The following is a 14,888-nucleotide window of genomic DNA, read 5'->3' on the forward strand; positions in this document are numbered from 1 at the left end:
TGAAACGCCTGTCAGCGGCTGAAGAAATTCACCATGCGCACCCCCACTTCGCGGCGCCGCCGTCCTGACCTCGCAGGCGGCAAGCCCGTCTGGCTGTTCGATCTCGACAACACGCTGCACCGCGCGTCACATGCCATTTTCCCCGCGATCAATCGCGGCATGACCCAGTACATCATCGACGCGCTGCAAGTCGACATCGACGAAGCCAACCGTCTGCGCACCGGCTACACGCTGCGCTACGGCGCAGCACTGCTCGGTCTCACGCGCCACCATCCGCTCGACGCGCACGACTTCCTGAAGGTCGTGCACACGTTCCCCGACCTCTGCTCGATGATCCGTCACGAGCGCGGCGTCGCGCGTCTGATCGCGGCGCTGCCGGGCCGCAAGATCGTGCTGACCAACGCGCCCGAAACCTACGCGCGCGCGGTGCTCGCCGAGTTGCGCATCGAGCGGCTATTCGAGCGCGTGATCGCGATCGAGCACATGCGCGATCGCCGCCAATGGCGCGCGAAGCCCGATCACGCGATGCTGCGCCGCGCGATGCGCGACGCGCACGTGTCGCTGAAAGACGCGATCCTCGTCGAGGACACGCGTTCGCACCTGAAAAACTATCGACGGCTCGGCATCCGCACCGTGTGGATCACCGGGCACCTGGCGCGCAAGCCGCGCGCGGACGGTGTACCGACGCGCCTGCCGGGCACCGGCCGGCCGCATTATGTCGACCGCAGCATTCGTTCGCTAAAATCGCTACGACCGGGCACGCGCTCGGTTCGATGGAAGGGACGCACGCCGGGACAGTAGGGACGAAAGCCGCCAACGACATCAGCCGGGGGACCACAGCCATGCAGCCGATCGACAAGCCTGACGAAACCTCAGCCGCAGCCTCCCCCGCGGCGCCGGCCGCCACACGCTCGCCGCGTCCGAAGCCGGGCGAGCGTCGCGTGCACATCCTGCAGACGCTTGCCAGCATGCTCGAGGCGCCGAAGCGCGAGAAGGTCACCACGGCCGCGCTCGCCGCCCGGCTAGGTGTGTCGGAAGCCGCGCTGTATCGCCATTTCGCCAGCAAGGCGCAGATGTTCGAAGGGCTGATCGAGTTCATCGAGCAGACGCTGTTCGGCCTCATCAACCAGATCACCAATCACGAAAACAACGGCGTGCTGCAGGCGCGCGCGATCGCGCTGATGCTGCTCAACTTTCCCGCGAAAAATCCCGGCATGACGCGCGTGCTGACCTGCGAGGCGCTGATCGGCGAGCACGAGCGACTCACCGAGCGCGTGAACCAGATGCTCGAGCGCGTCGAGGCATCGCTGAAGCAGTGCTTGCGGCTGGCGCAGACCGAAGCGCTTGCCCGTGCGAATAACGACGTCACAGGCAACGCCGGCCCGCAGACCGCACCGCAATCCGCTGCGTTGCCTGCCGACTACGATCCTGCAATTCGCGCGAGCCTGGTGGTGAGCTACGTGATCGGCCGCTGGCATCGCTATGTGCGCAGCGGTTTCGCGCGGCCGCCCGCCGAACACGCGGACGAGCAACTGCTGCTGATTCTTCAGTAGTCCGCGAGGACTCGCCCCCTTCGCGCGGCATCGCCCGTGCCGCTGCCGCGCGGAATTTTCCGCTATACTTTGCGCCTGATGTTGCCGCGGCCTTCCGATGCATAAGGGACCGCGCCAAGGCATCCCGAAGCACGTTGCACCCGGTTTCACACCCCTTCACGCGCCGATTTGCTGACTCGATTGCGGGCGCGCGAACCCTTGGCCCCAGGCCCGCGGTTCACTATAAATGCGGCTAAAGAGGTCGTCAGCTTCGCACATCGTCCTTCTCTTCGTGCTTCGCCGACGCCGTTTAGCCGCCCTGTTGACTCAATGGCGGAATGAATGGAATCCATCGGCATCGTCGCTCCCCAAAAAATGCATTTCACCGAGCCGCTGCCATTACGCAACGGCAGCTCGCTCGCAGGCTACGACCTGATGGTCGAGACCTACGGCACGCTCAATGCCGCGCGCAGCAATGCGGTGCTCGTGTGCCACGCGCTGAACGCATCGCATCACGTGGCGGGCGTGTACGCCGACAATCCGAAGGACATCGGCTGGTGGGACAACATGGTCGGCCCTGGCAAGCCGCTCGATACCGACAGGTTTTTCGTGATCGGCGTGAACAACCTCGGCTCGTGCTTCGGCTCGACCGGGCCGATGAGCATCGACCCCGCGACCGGCAAGCCGTATGGCGCGACCTTTCCGGTCGTCACCGTCGAAGACTGGGTCAACGCTCAGGCGCGCGTCGCCGACGCGTTCGGCATCACGCGCTTCGCCGCCGTGATGGGCGGCAGTCTCGGCGGCATGCAGGCGCTCGCGTGGAGCATGATGTATCCGGAGCGGGTCGCGCATTGCATCGTGGTCGCATCGACGCCGAAACTGTCCGCGCAGAACATCGCGTTCAACGAGGTCGCACGCTCGGCGATCCTGTCGGACCCCGACTTCCACGGCGGCAACTACTACGCGCACGGCGTGAAACCGAAACGCGGCCTGCGCGTCGCGCGGATGATCGGCCACATCACGTATTTGTCGGACGACGACATGGCCGAAAAATTCGGCCGCTCGCTGCGTCGCGCGGAAGGCGCGCTCGATGACTACAACTTCAGCTTCGACGTCGAGTTCGAAGTGGAATCGTATCTGCGCTATCAGGGCGACAAGTTCGCCGACTACTTCGACGCGAACACCTACCTGCTGATCACGCGCGCGCTCGACTACTTCGATCCGGCCAAGGCCTTCGACGGCGATCTGACCGCCGCGCTGGCGCACACCACCGCGAAGTATCTGATCGCGAGCTTCTCGACCGACTGGCGTTTCGCGCCGGCACGCTCGCGCGAACTGGTGAAGGCGCTGCTCGACCACAAGCGCACGGTCACCTATGCGGAGATCGACGCGCCGCACGGCCACGACGCCTTCCTGCTCGACGATGCGCGCTATCACAACCTGCTGCGCGCCTACTACGAACGCATTGCAAACGAGGTCAACGCATGAACCAGCGAGCACTTGATTACCTGGCATTGCGCCCGGACTTCCGCGCGATCGCCCGCTGGGTCGAACCGCGCGCGACCGTGCTCGATCTCGGCTGCGCGGACGGCTCGTTGCTGTCGCTGCTGAACGAAGAACTGGACGTGCAGGGCTACGGCATCGAGATCAACGACGCCGGCGTGCTCGCCGCGACGCAGAAGGGCGTCAACGTGATCCAGCAGAATCTCGAAGACGGCCTGCGCCTGTTCGAAGACGGCAGCTTCGATTTCGCGGTGCTGTCGCAGACGCTGCAGACGATTCATCAGACCGCGGCGATCCTGCGCGAGACGGTGCGCGTCGGCAAGCAATGCATCGTGTCGTTTCCGAATTTCGGCTATTGGGCGCATCGGCTGTCGGTGTTGCAGGGGCGTATGCCGGTGTCGAAGTCGCTGCCTTATCAATGGCACAACACGCCGAACGTGCGTGTGCTGACGATCAAGGACTTCGAAGCGCTCGCGCCCGAGGTCGGCATCGAGATTCTCGATCGCGTCGTGCTGCATGACGGACAGGTGGTGCGTTGGGGCGTGAACTGGCGTGGTAGTCTTGCGGTCTATCGCGTCAAGAAAAGCTAACGTCACTTATCCACATGTCGAACCCGCCGCACGAGGCGCCCGCACTTACCGCTCACGAAGAACATCCCGGCTGGCGCGCGTTTTTGAATACGCGCATGCTGATTTGCGTCTTTCTCGGCTTCACGTCGGGATTGCCGCTGTTTACGCTCGTCTACCTCGTGCAGGCGTGGCTGCGCTCGGAAGGCGTCAATCTGAAGGAAATCGGCCTCTTCGCGCTGATCCAGTTTCCGTACACCTGGAAATTCGTCTGGGCACCGCTGATGGACCGCTACGTACCGCGCGTGCCCGGTTGGCGGCCCGGCAGACGGCGCGGCTGGATGCTCGTCACGCAATTGCTCGTGGCCGGCGCGATGGCGACGCTCGGTTTCGTGTCGCCACGCGAATCGATCTGGACCGTCGCCGCGCTGACCGCTCTGGTCGCGTTCTTCGGCGCGAGCTCCGACATCGTGATCGACGCGTACCGGCGTGAATTGCTCAGCGACACGCAGCAGGGCCTCGGCAACGCGGTGCACGTGAACGCGTACAAGATCGCGGCGCTCGTGCCCGGTTCGCTCGCGCTGATTTTGTCCGATCATCTGCCGTGGAGCACCGTCTTCATCGTGACGGCCGCGTTCATGCTGCCGGGCGTTCTGATGACGCTGGTGGTGCGCGAGCCCGAGGTGCACGGCGAGCCGCCGAAGAATCTGCGCGAGGCGATCGTCGAGCCGTTCAGGGAATTCATTCAGCGCGACGGCTGGCGCGCTGCCCTTTTCGTGCTCGGCTTCATCTTCCTGTACAAGCTCGGCGATACGATGGCGACCACGCTGTCCACGTCGTTCTTCCTCGACATCGGCTTTTCGCGCACGCAGATCGGCGTGATCGCCAAGACCACGGCGTTCGGCGCGAGTCTCGCGGGCGGCATCGTCGGCGGGATCTGGCTGATGAAGATCGGCATCGGCCGCGGCTTGTGGATCTTCGGTTTGCTGCAGATGGTGTCGACGCTCGGCTTCGCGTGGCTCGCGCATCTCGGGCCGGATTCGCCCGGACTTGCCGCGATTTACAACATTGCCGTCGCACTGAGCCAGGGGACGACGAAGCTGCTGTCGTTCGTCGGCATCGACTGGAGCGTGCAGCTCGATCCACGCTCGGTCGCGCTCGCGCTCGTGTACGGCTTCGAGACCTTCGCCACCGGTCTCACGATGGCCGCGTTCACCGCGTTTATCGCGAGCACCACCGATCCGCGCTACACCGCGACACAGTTCGCGCTGTTCACGAGCCTCGCGTCGGTGCCGCGCACGCTCGCGTCGGCGGCGAGCGGCTATGTGGTCGCGCGGATGGGCTGGTTCAACTACTTCATCCTCTGCACCGCGCTCGCGGTGCCCGGCATGCTGCTGCTGGTGCGTATCGCGCCGTGGAGGGACCGGTCGTGAAGGTACCGATTCCGACCCGCGCGCGCCGCGCCGCACTCGGCGCCGTAAGCGTCCTCGGTTGCGCGAGCGTCGCGCTGGCGATGCCGGCGGGCGCCTATGCGGCCGGCACGCCGGCGACTGGCGCCAGCCCGGTGAGCGGCGCGCAAGCGCGCGCGCCGGCCGCCGCGACCACCAGCGGTGCGACGCCCAACCCGGCCCCGATGCCTGCGGCCAGGTCCGCGACCAGCGGCGCCAGCGCCGCGGAAAACGCGACTTCGGCTGCAGCCGGCAACAGCGGCAACAACAGCGCCGGCGGTGCCAATCCTGGCGCGAATAACAGCACCGGCGCCAACGCCGGTGCCCCGGGCACGCCCAGCGCTAGCGGTAGCGCTCCGGGCGCCGCTACCTCCGGCTCCGCGCCGCAGCCCGCGCCCCCTCCCGCCGCCGCCAAAGCGCCCGCCGCGGCATCGCCCCCCGCGGCCGTCCCGCCGCCCTACTACGTGAGCCCGCAACTGCGCTACGGCGGCTACATGGTGTTCCGCAACCTGATCCCGTCGTCGATACTCGAGGCGCAGGCCGCCGAGGAGTTCAGCCAGATCGTCTACGGCGCCAGCCACGCGAACCGCCTGTACGGCGAGACGGACGCGCGCGTGACGCGCGTGCGCTCGATCATCAACCGGATGATTCCGTACTCGTTGAAATGGAACGAGCGAGCCAGGCTCTGGAAGTGGGAAGTCGCGGTGGTGCGCTCGAACGACATCCGCATGTACTGCCTGCCGGGCGGCAAGATCGTCGTCTATAGCGGGATTCTCGATCGCGTCCGCCTGAACGACAACGAGGTCGGCATGCTGATCGGCCATGAGATCGCGCACGCGTTGCGCGAGCACGCGCGCATGCGGCTCGGTCAGTTGCAGGCGAGCCAGCTCGATTCGTCCGGCACGATTCCGCAACTGTTCGGCCTCGCCGATCTGGGCATGGCGCCGCTCGGCATCGGTTCGCGTCTGCTGGAAATGAAGTACGAGAGCACCGACGAAACCGAAGCCGACGTGATTGGCAGCGATATCGCGTCGCGCGCCGGCTTCGATCCGCGCGCGGCGGTCACGCTGTGGGATAAGCTCGCGCAGGCGACGCGCGGCAGTCGCGGCCAGGGCTTCATCTACGTGCACCCGTACACGCCGGCGCGCCGCGACGACATCATCAAGCGGCTGCCGGACATGCTGCCGCTGTACGCGAAGGCAATCGGCAAGAGCGTCGACGAGTTGCCCGATTATGCAGGCATCGGTCGGCCGACCCGCAAGCCTGCGCGCGACTGATATCGGTGCTGTCGGAGAGCGGCGCGCTCAAGCGCCGCGCCTTGCTTACTTCTTGATCTTGACCTTATGGTCGTAGTCGACGGTCAGCGGCGCATGGTCGCTGAACTTGATGTCGCGGAACACGTCGGTGCGCTTCGCCTTGCTTGCGATGCCCGGCGTCGCGATCTGGTAATCGATCCGCCACCCGACGTTCTTCGCATACGCCTGACCGCGATTGCTCCACCACGTGTACTGCTCGGGCCGCTGGTCGAGCGTGCGGAACACGTCCACATAACCGACTTCGTCGAACAGTTTGTCGAGCCATGCGCGCTCTTCGGGCAGGCAGCCCGAATTCTTCTGGTTGCTCTTCCAGTTCTTGATGTCGATTTCCTTGTGCACGATGTTCACGTCGCCGCACACGATCACCTCGCGCTCCTTCGCCAGTTCGGCGAGATGCGGCATGAACTCGTCCATGAAACGGAACTTGGCCTGCTGGCGCTCGTCGCCGCTCGACCCCGACGGCACATACACCGAGACCACCGACAGCTTGCCGAAACGCAGCTCGACGTAGCGCCCTTCCGGGTCGAACTCCTCGCTGCCGAAGCCGATGACCACTTCGTCCGGCTCATGACGCGTATAGACGCCCGCGCCGCTATAACCCTTTTTTACCGCATGCTGGAAATAGCCGGTGAAATCATGCGGCGCCATGAACTCCGGCGTCATATCATCCTGCGAGCATTTGATTTCCTGCACGCAAAGCACGTCGGCGCCCTGTTCGCCGAACCAGTCGAAAAAGCCCTTCTTCGCCGCCGAGCGGATGCCGTTGAGGTTGGCGGTAATCACACGCAACATGTCTTTCCTCTTTTGTTCGATTCGTTTCTGAAGCCAAGGGGCAAGGCCGCGTTCACTCGACCTTGACGCCCTTCAGCGATTCCTTGGCCGGCGGATATTCGAGCTTCAGCGCGTCGAGCGTGCGCAGCAGCAGTTCGGCGACCATCACGTTGCGATGCGTCTTCGACTCGGCCGGAATCACGTACCACGGCGCGTATTCGGTCGACGTCGCGGCCAGTGTGTCGCGATACGCGGACTGATAAGCGTCCCACTGCTTGCGCGCTTCGAGATCCGACACGTCGAATTTCCAGTGCTTCAGCGGATCGTCGATGCGCTCCTGCAAACGCACACGCTGCTCGTCCCTTGAAATGTGCAGCATGCACTTGAGAATCGTCGCGCCGCTGTCGGCGAGCATCTCCTCGAACTGACGGATGTGGCGGCACCGCTGCTGGAACGCCGCGGCGTCGAGCGCGCCCAGCACGGTCGGCACGAGCAGGTCTTCGTAGTGACTGCGGTTGAAGATCGTCAACTCGCCGGCCGCGGGTGCCTGCGAATGCACGCGCCACAGGAAGTCGTGCGCGAGTTCGACGGGCGTCGGCGCCTTGAACGGCACGATGCGCAAGCCGAGCGGATCGACTTCGTGAAATACCGCGCGGATCGTGCCGTCCTTGCCGCTCGTGTCCATGCCTTGCAGCACTAGCAGAACGCGGCGCGTGCGCTGCGCGTGCAACCGCTCCTGCAGGTTGTCGAGCAGCAGGCCTACTTCCGACAGACGCGCGCGGTCAGCGTCTTTCGAGCCGCTCGAAAACGGCTTCGCCTTCGGATCGAAATGGTCGAGCGAGAAGTGGTTTTTTTTCTTGCCGTCGTCGAAATACGGCACGCGGAAATCGTCGAGATCGGGTTGCTTTGTCATGCATACACTCCAAGGTCTACGCTTACCTACGCTTAACCGGCTGAAGCGGGTCCGCAAAATAAAACGGGCCGTTGCCCTGCTTCGATCCGGCAACGGCCCGTGGTGACACGGGCGCGATCACGCCCGGCCCGCGGCACTTCAACTCAGGACAACTTCTTCTTGAGCAATTCATTGACCTGAGCAGGGTTGGCCTTACCCTTGGTTGCTTTCATCGCCTGGCCGATCAGCGCGTTGAACGCCTTTTCCTTGCCGGCGCGATATTCGTCGACCGACTTCTGGTTAGCGGCGAGCACTTCGTCGATGATCGCTTCGAGCGCGCCGGTGTCCGAAATCTGCTTCAAGCCTTTCGCCTCGATGATGCGATCGGCGGCGGCTTCGTCGGTGGCCTTCTCTTCCCAGATCGCGAGGAAGATTTCCTTCGCGATCTTGTTCGAGATCGTACCGTCGGCAATACGTTGCAGAACCAGCGCGAGCTGCGCGGCCGAGACCGGGCACGCGGCAATGTCGAGGCCTTCGCGATTGAGCTGCGACGACACTTCACCCATCACCCAGTTCGCCGCGACCTTCGCGTTGGCCGCACCGAACTTGGCGACCACCGCTTCGTAGTAAGCGGCCGTCGCCTTGCTCGAGGTCAGCACGTTCGCGTCGTACGGCGTGAGTCCGTACTGCGACACGAAGCGCCGCTGGATCGCTTCCGGCAGTTCCGGCATCTCGCTCTTCACGCGCTCGACCCACGCGGCGTCGATCACGAGCGGCATCAGGTCGGGGTCGGGGAAATAGCGGTAGTCATGCGCGTCTTCCTTGCTGCGCATCGAACGCGTCTCGCGCTTGTCCGGATCGTACAGACGCGTTTCCTGCACCACCGTGCCGCCGTCTTCGATCAGTTCGATCTGGCGACGCACTTCGTACTGGATCGCTTCTTCGAGGAAGCGGAACGAGTTCAGGTTCTTGGTCTCGGTGCGCGTGCCGAATTCCTTCTGGCCGACCGGACGCACCGACACGTTCGCGTCGCAGCGGAACGAGCCTTCCTGCATGTTGCCGTCGCAGATGCCGAGCCACACGACGAGCGTGTGCAGCGACTTCGCGTAGGCAACGGCCTCGGCCGCGCTGCGCATTTCCGGCTCGGTGACAATTTCGAGCAGCGGCGTGCCGGCGCGATTCAGGTCGATGCCGGTCATGCCCGCGAAGTCTTCGTGCAGCGACTTGCCCGCGTCTTCCTCGAGGTGGGCGCGCGTCAGGTTGATGGTTTTCTCGTACGCTTCCTTGCCCGCCTTTTCATTGGCCGGCACCTGGATCGTCACCTGACCGCCCTGCACGACGGGAATTTCGTACTGGCTGATCTGGTAGCCCTTCGGCAGGTCCGGGTAGAAATAATTCTTGCGCGCGAAGATGCTGCGCGGCGCCACCGTTGCGCCGATCGCGAGGCCGAACTGAATGGCGCGTTCGACCGCGCCGCGGTTCATCACCGGCAGCGTGCCGGGCAAGGCCAGATCGACGGGGCTCGCCTGCGTGTTCGGCGCGGCGCCGAATTGGGTCGCGGTGCCCGAGAAGATTTTCGAATGCGTCGACAACTGCGTGTGGGTCTCCAGACCGATCACGACTTCCCATTGTTTGGTCATAGTGCTCACACTCCTGCCGGTGCCTGACGGTGCCAGTCGGTCGAGCGCTGGAACGCGTCGGCCACCTGCAGCATCCGGGCTTCGTTGAAATAGTTGCCGATGATCTGCAGACCGACCGGACGCTGCGCGTTCGCGCCCGCGCCGAAACCGCACGGCACGCTCATGCCCGGCAGGCCGGCGAGGCTCACCGACAGCGTATAGATGTCGGCCAGATACATCTGCACCGGATCGTCGCCCTTCGCGCCGATGTCCCACGCCACCGACGGCGCGACCGGTCCCATGATCACGTCGCACTGCTTGAACGCTTGCTGGAAGTCCTGCGCGATGATGCGGCGGATCTTCTGCGCCTGCAGGTAGTACGCGTCGTAGTAGCCGTGCGACAGCACGTAGGTGCCGACCAGAATGCGGCGCTTCACTTCCGGGCCGAAGCCTTCGGCGCGCGACTTCTTGTACATGTCGAGCAGATCGCGGTACTCGGCCGCGCGATGGCCAAACCGCACGCCATCGAAACGCGACAGGTTCGACGATGCTTCGGCCGGCGCAATCACGTAGTAGACCGGGATCGACAGTTCGGTCTTCGGCAGCGACACCTCGACGAGCGTCGCGCCGAGCGCTTCGTACTGCTTCAAGGCGGCGTCGATCGACGCGCGCACGTCGTCGGCGAGACCGGGGCCGAAATACTCCTTCGGCAGGCCGATGCGCAGACCGGCGAGCGGCTTGTCCGTGCCGCCGTCCTGCCACGACTTGCCGAGATAGCGCGTGTAGTCCTCGCGCTCGTGCGAGAGGCTCGTCGAGTCGCGCTCGTCGAAGCCGGCCATCGCGTTGAGCAGCGTCGCGCAGTCCGCGGCGCTTTGCGCCATCGGGCCGCCCTGGTCGAGCGACGACGCGAACGCGATCATGCCGTAGCGCGACACCCGGCCGTACGTCGGCTTGATGCCGGTGATGCCCGAGAACGACGCCGGCTGGCGAATCGAGCCGCCGGTGTCGGTGCCGGTCGCGGCGGGCGCGAGACGCGCGGCCACGGCGGCAGCCGAGCCGCCCGACGAACCGCCCGGCACGGCCTTGCGGTCCCACGGATTCTGCACGGCGCCGAAATACGAATTCTCGTTGGACGAACCCATCGCGAACTCGTCCATGTTGGTCTTGCCCACGCACACCATGCCGGCGTTCTGCAGACGCGCGACCACGGTCGCGTCGAACGGGCTTTCGTAGTTCGCGAGCATCTTCGAGCCGGCCGTGGAGCGCCAGCCCTTCGTGACGAACACGTCCTTGTGCGCAATCGGCAGGCCGACCAGCGGGCCCGCATGGCCCGTGTGCAGCAGCGCGTCAGCGGCTTTCGCCTGCGCGAGCGTCAGTTCCGGATCGACCTGAATGAACGCGTTCAGGCTATTGGCCGCGTCGATCCGCTTCAGGTACAGCTGCGCCAGTTCGACTGCGGAGCATTCCTTGGCCGCGAGCGCGGCGCGCAGTTCGCTCAAACTTTTTTCATGCATTGCGTTTTATCCTGGAAAGCGCGGCAGCGTGGTCACGCCGCCGTGGAGGCGTTCGGTTGCCCGTCGGCAGACCGGCCCGGCAAGGTTCGCGGCGAGGACGCGCGTCTGGACCACGGAGGCTCGCGCCGACGCCAGACCCGGGGTCTGCCGGGCGGGTCTTATTCGATCACCTTCGGCACGAGGTACAGGCCGTCCTGAACGGCCGGCGCGGGGCGCTGGAAAGCCTCGCGCTCGACCGTCTCCGTGACGACGTCGTCACGCAGACGCAGCGCGACGTCTTCGATCTGCTCGATCGGGTGGGCAAGCGGCGCGATGCCGGTGGTATCGACCGCCTGCATCTGCTCGACGAGGCCGAAAAAATCATTGAGCTGGGCACGCGTGTGCTCGGCGTCGGCATCGGCCAGTTCGAGTCGCGCGAGATGCGCGATGCGTTTTACATCGGTCAGGGTCAGAGCCATGCAGTCACCGGAAAGGGTGGAATGTCACAACAGTTAAAAAGTCGCGTTGTAACAGCGGGTTACGACAAGATAGGACAATCCAGAAAAAGGAGCGGCAATGACAAAATGTGCGCTCCGTTTCCTTCAAAACATCCAAAATTATAAGGTATCATTACGCGTTCGACCCAAACCCGGACCGACTTACCAAGGCCTTACGGACAATTCCAAGAACGTCCGGCGCTTTCCGCCCTGGCTTTGCAACGGCCTCCGGTAGACTCCCCCGCGGCTTCAAGTTCATGTGGCGTCGCTACCGCCCGGTTGAAGCTGTTATTTTTCCGCTGCCGCCCTACGCATACGGTGCGAGGCCCGGCCCCCAGCGAGACAGGATTTTGAATGTTCGGTTTTTTGCGCAGCTACTTCTCCAACGATCTGGCGATTGACCTCGGCACCGCCAACACCCTTATCTACATGCGCGGCAAGGGCATCGTTCTCGACGAACCGTCGGTCGTGTCGATCCGCCAGGAAGGCGGCCCCAACGGCAAGAAGACCATTCAGGCAGTCGGCAAGGAAGCCAAGCAGATGCTCGGCAAGGTGCCGGGCAACATCGAGGCGATCCGCCCGATGAAAGACGGCGTGATCGCCGACTTCACCGTCACCGAGCAGATGATCAAGCAGTTCATCAAGACTGCTCACGAATCGCGCATGTTCTCGCCGTCGCCTCGCATCATCATCTGCGTGCCGTGCGGTTCGACCCAGGTCGAGCGTCGCGCGATCAAGGAAGCCGCGCACGGCGCGGGCGCCTCGCAGGTGTATCTGATCGAAGAGCCGATGGCTGCCGCGATCGGCGCGGGCCTGCCGGTGTCGGAAGCAACGGGTTCGATGGTCGTCGACATCGGCGGCGGCACGACAGAAGTCGGCGTGATCTCGCTCGGCGGCATCGTGTACAAGGGCTCGGTGCGCGTCGGCGGCGACAAGTTCGACGAAGCGATCGTCAACTACATCCGCCGCAACTACGGCATGCTGATCGGCGAGCAGACCGCCGAGGCGATCAAGAAGGAAATCGGCTCCGCGTTCCCTGGCTCCGAAGTCAAGGAAATGGAAGTGAAGGGCCGCAATCTGTCGGAAGGCATTCCGCGCAGCTTCACGATCTCCAGCAACGAAATCCTCGAAGCGCTGACCGATCCGCTGAACCAGATCGTGTCGTCGGTGAAGATCGCACTGGAACAGACGCCGCCGGAACTCGGCGCGGACATCGCCGAGCGCGGCATGATGCTGACCGGCGGTGGCGCGCTGCTGCGCGACCTCGATCGCCTGCTCGCCGAAGAAACCGGCCTGCCGGTGCTCGTCGCCGAAGACCCGCTGACCTGCGTCGTGCGCGGCTCGGGCATGGCGCTCGAACGCATGGACAAGCTCGGCAGCATCTTCTCGTACGAGTAAGCGAGCCCTTCCTCCCATGTCAGTAGCGCGGATCTGGCACACGGCCCCTTGTGGGCCGCTTTGTCGTTGGCTGGGCCGACCAGCCTCCGCGCGCTGACCGCGCGCGCCTTGCGCGTCGCCGTCTCACCCAACCGCTCACGCCCCCGGCGCCGACCATGGAATACAGTCCGCCGCCCCTGTTCAAGCAAGGCCCCTCCGCTCTGGCCCGACTGGTGTTCTTCGTCGTGCTGGCGCTCGCCCTGCTGATCTCCGATGCTCGCTTCCAGACGCTCGAAATCGTCCGCGGCGTGCTCGGCGCGGGTCTTTATCCTTTGCAGCGCGCAGCGCTCGTGCCGCGCGACATCTTCATGGGCGCCGCCGACCTCGCCGTGACGAGCGCCACGCTACGCGACGAGAACGCGAAGCTGCGCGCGAAGGATCTGCGGCTGTCGCAGCAGGCCAATCTGGCCGCGTCGCTCGCCGCCGAAAATGGCCATCTGCGCGCGCTGATGCAACTGTCGCAGAGCCTCACCACGCAATCGCTGCCCGCCGAAATCCAGTACGACACGCGCGATCCGTTCACGCAGAAGGTCGTGATCGGACGCGGCGCGCAGCAAGGCATCCAGAACGGCTCGCCGGTCGTCGACGAAGATGGCGTGATCGGCCAGGTCACACGGGTGTTCCCGCTGCAGGCCGAAGTCACGCTGCTGACGGACAAGGACCAGGCGGTGCCGGTCGAAATTCTGCGCACCGGCTTGCGCAGCGTGATCTACGGTACGCCGAAGGGTGACACGCTCGATCTGCGCTTCGTGCCGATCAGCGCCGACGTCCAGACCGGCGACGAGCTCGTCACGAGCGGCCTCGACGGCGTGTATCCGCCGGGGCTGCCGGTCGCGAAGGTCGTGCGCGTCGACAAGCAGGCCGACACCGCGTTTGCGCGCGTAGTCAGTCTGCCGGTCGCCGCGGTGCGCGGTGCGCGTCAGGTGCTCGTGCTGCACGTCCAGAACAACGCGCCGCCGCGCCCGGCGGACGAACCCGACGCGGCAACCGTCGCGAAGGAAGCGAAAGCGAAGAAGGGCGCCAAAGCAGCGGACGGCAAGGGCGCGGCGGACAAATCCGCCGCCAGGCCAGCCGACAGGAACGCCGCCGACAAAGCGCCGACCGAAAAGCCCGCAGCCAAACCCGTGGAAAAGGCGCCGGGCAAAGCTGCGGCCGACAAGAAGTCCGAAAAGCCCGCAGCCGACAGAAAAGCCGAAAAGCCGGCCGCCGCGAAGAACGTGAAGCCGCAAGCCGAGCCGGGGGCTCAGCCATGAATCGCCCGCAATACATCCTGCAGCCCGTCAACCCGTACTTCATCGCGTTCAGCCTCGCTTCCGCGTTCCTGCTGAACCTGATGCCGTGGGGGCGTCTCGCCGGCGTGCCCGATTTCGTCGCACTCGTGCTGCTGTTCTGGAATGTCCATCAGCCGCGCAAGGTGGGCATGGGCATCGCGTTTCTGCTCGGTCTGCTGATGGACGTGCACAACGCGAGCCTGCTCGGCGAGCACGCGCTCGCCTACACGCTGCTGTCGTACGGCGCGATCACGATTCACCGCCGCGTGCTGTGGATGTCGCTCGGCGTGCAAATGTTCGCGGTGATGCCGCTGCTCGTCGTCGCGCAACTGGTGCCGTTCGTGATCCGGTTGTTGACCGGCGCGGCGTTTCCGGGCTGGAGTTATCTGATCGACGGTTTCGTCGAAGCGGCGCTGTGGCCGGTCGCCAGCATCTTGCTGCTGATGCCGCAGCGCCGCCCCGCCGACCCGGACGATACGCGCCCCATTTGATCCCGCATCGGGCCCACCGGCCACGGCCAGTTTGGGCGCACACTCTTGATGG

The 14,888-nt window shown here is 64.9% G+C and carries 14 protein-coding genes; 9 read left to right on the top strand and 5 right to left on the bottom strand.

Features of this window, described 5'->3' with window-relative positions; all coding sequences use genetic code 11:
- Nucleotides 1-33: 33 nt before the first annotated feature.
- From HDG32_RS16555 to HDG32_RS16580, 6 genes are all read left to right on the top strand, one after another.
- Entirely contained in the window at nt 34-801 is a 768-nt protein-coding gene (locus HDG32_RS16555; RefSeq protein ID WP_184068970.1) for a pyrimidine 5'-nucleotidase, read from the top strand.
- Nucleotides 802-842: 41 nt separating this feature from the next.
- Entirely contained in the window at nt 843-1,553 is a 711-nt protein-coding gene (gene slmA / locus HDG32_RS16560; RefSeq protein WP_184068973.1) for a nucleoid occlusion factor SlmA, read from the top strand.
- A 321-nt stretch (nt 1,554-1,874) separates the two neighbouring features.
- Nucleotides 1,875-3,020 (top strand): homoserine O-acetyltransferase, encoded by a 1,146-nt coding sequence (locus tag HDG32_RS16565; RefSeq protein ID WP_184068976.1) that lies wholly within the window; start codon nt 1,875-1,877, stop codon nt 3,018-3,020.
- A complete protein-coding gene (gene metW, locus HDG32_RS16570; protein ID WP_090802214.1) occupies nt 3,017-3,625 on the top strand; it encodes a methionine biosynthesis protein MetW in 609 nt (202 codons plus the stop codon). Before HDG32_RS16565 ends, metW begins: the two co-directional genes overlap by 4 nt.
- Before the next feature lie 14 nt (nt 3,626-3,639).
- Nucleotides 3,640-5,034, top strand: a complete 1,395-nt coding sequence (locus HDG32_RS16575; RefSeq protein WP_184068979.1) for an AmpG family muropeptide MFS transporter — start codon at nt 3,640-3,642, stop codon at nt 5,032-5,034.
- Entirely contained in the window at nt 5,031-6,326 is a 1,296-nt protein-coding gene (locus tag HDG32_RS16580; protein WP_409340035.1) for a M48 family metalloprotease, read from the top strand. Before HDG32_RS16575 ends, HDG32_RS16580 begins: the two co-directional genes overlap by 4 nt.
- A gap of 45 nt (nt 6,327-6,371) precedes the next feature.
- Here HDG32_RS16580 and HDG32_RS16585 read toward each other — a convergent pair whose 3' ends face one another.
- From HDG32_RS16585 to gatC, 5 genes are all read right to left on the bottom strand, one after another.
- A complete protein-coding gene (locus HDG32_RS16585) occupies nt 6,372-7,157 on the bottom strand; it encodes an exodeoxyribonuclease III (RefSeq protein WP_184025852.1) in 786 nt (261 codons plus the stop codon).
- Between the two features lie 52 nt (nt 7,158-7,209).
- Complete coding sequence (locus HDG32_RS16590; protein ID WP_184068985.1) at nt 7,210-8,049, bottom strand: PPK2 family polyphosphate kinase; 840 nt, start codon at nt 8,047-8,049, stop codon at nt 7,210-7,212.
- Nucleotides 8,050-8,192: 143 nt separating this feature from the next.
- Nucleotides 8,193-9,668, bottom strand: coding sequence for an Asp-tRNA(Asn)/Glu-tRNA(Gln) amidotransferase subunit GatB (gene gatB, locus HDG32_RS16595; protein ID WP_184060899.1), 1,476 nt, complete (start codon nt 9,666-9,668; stop codon nt 8,193-8,195).
- Between the two features lie 5 nt (nt 9,669-9,673).
- Nucleotides 9,674-11,161 carry an Asp-tRNA(Asn)/Glu-tRNA(Gln) amidotransferase subunit GatA gene (gatA, locus tag HDG32_RS16600; protein ID WP_184068988.1) on the bottom strand — a complete coding sequence of 496 codons (1,488 nt, stop codon included), beginning with the start codon at nt 11,159-11,161 and terminating at the stop codon, nt 9,674-9,676.
- A 158-nt stretch (nt 11,162-11,319) separates the two neighbouring features.
- Complete coding sequence (gene gatC / locus HDG32_RS16605) at nt 11,320-11,619, bottom strand: Asp-tRNA(Asn)/Glu-tRNA(Gln) amidotransferase subunit GatC (RefSeq protein ID WP_184068991.1); 300 nt, start codon at nt 11,617-11,619, stop codon at nt 11,320-11,322.
- 372 nt (nt 11,620-11,991) lie between these two features.
- Here gatC and HDG32_RS16610 point away from each other — a divergent pair, with 372 nt between their 5' ends.
- From HDG32_RS16610 to mreD, 3 genes are all read left to right on the top strand, one after another.
- Complete coding sequence (locus HDG32_RS16610) at nt 11,992-13,035, top strand: rod shape-determining protein (RefSeq protein ID WP_004189550.1); 1,044 nt, start codon at nt 11,992-11,994, stop codon at nt 13,033-13,035.
- A gap of 155 nt (nt 13,036-13,190) precedes the next feature.
- On the top strand, nt 13,191-14,327 hold the full coding sequence (gene mreC / locus HDG32_RS16615; protein WP_184068994.1) for a rod shape-determining protein MreC: 1,137 nt from the start codon (nt 13,191-13,193) through the stop codon (nt 14,325-14,327).
- Entirely contained in the window at nt 14,324-14,836 is a 513-nt protein-coding gene (gene mreD / locus HDG32_RS16620) for a rod shape-determining protein MreD (RefSeq protein WP_090802227.1), read from the top strand. The genes mreC and mreD overlap by 4 nt, the downstream gene beginning before the upstream one ends.
- Nucleotides 14,837-14,888: the final 52 nt, after the last annotated feature.

Source organism: Paraburkholderia sp. CI2, assembly GCF_014201055.1.
GTDB lineage: Bacteria > Pseudomonadota > Gammaproteobacteria > Burkholderiales > Burkholderiaceae > Paraburkholderia > Paraburkholderia tuberum.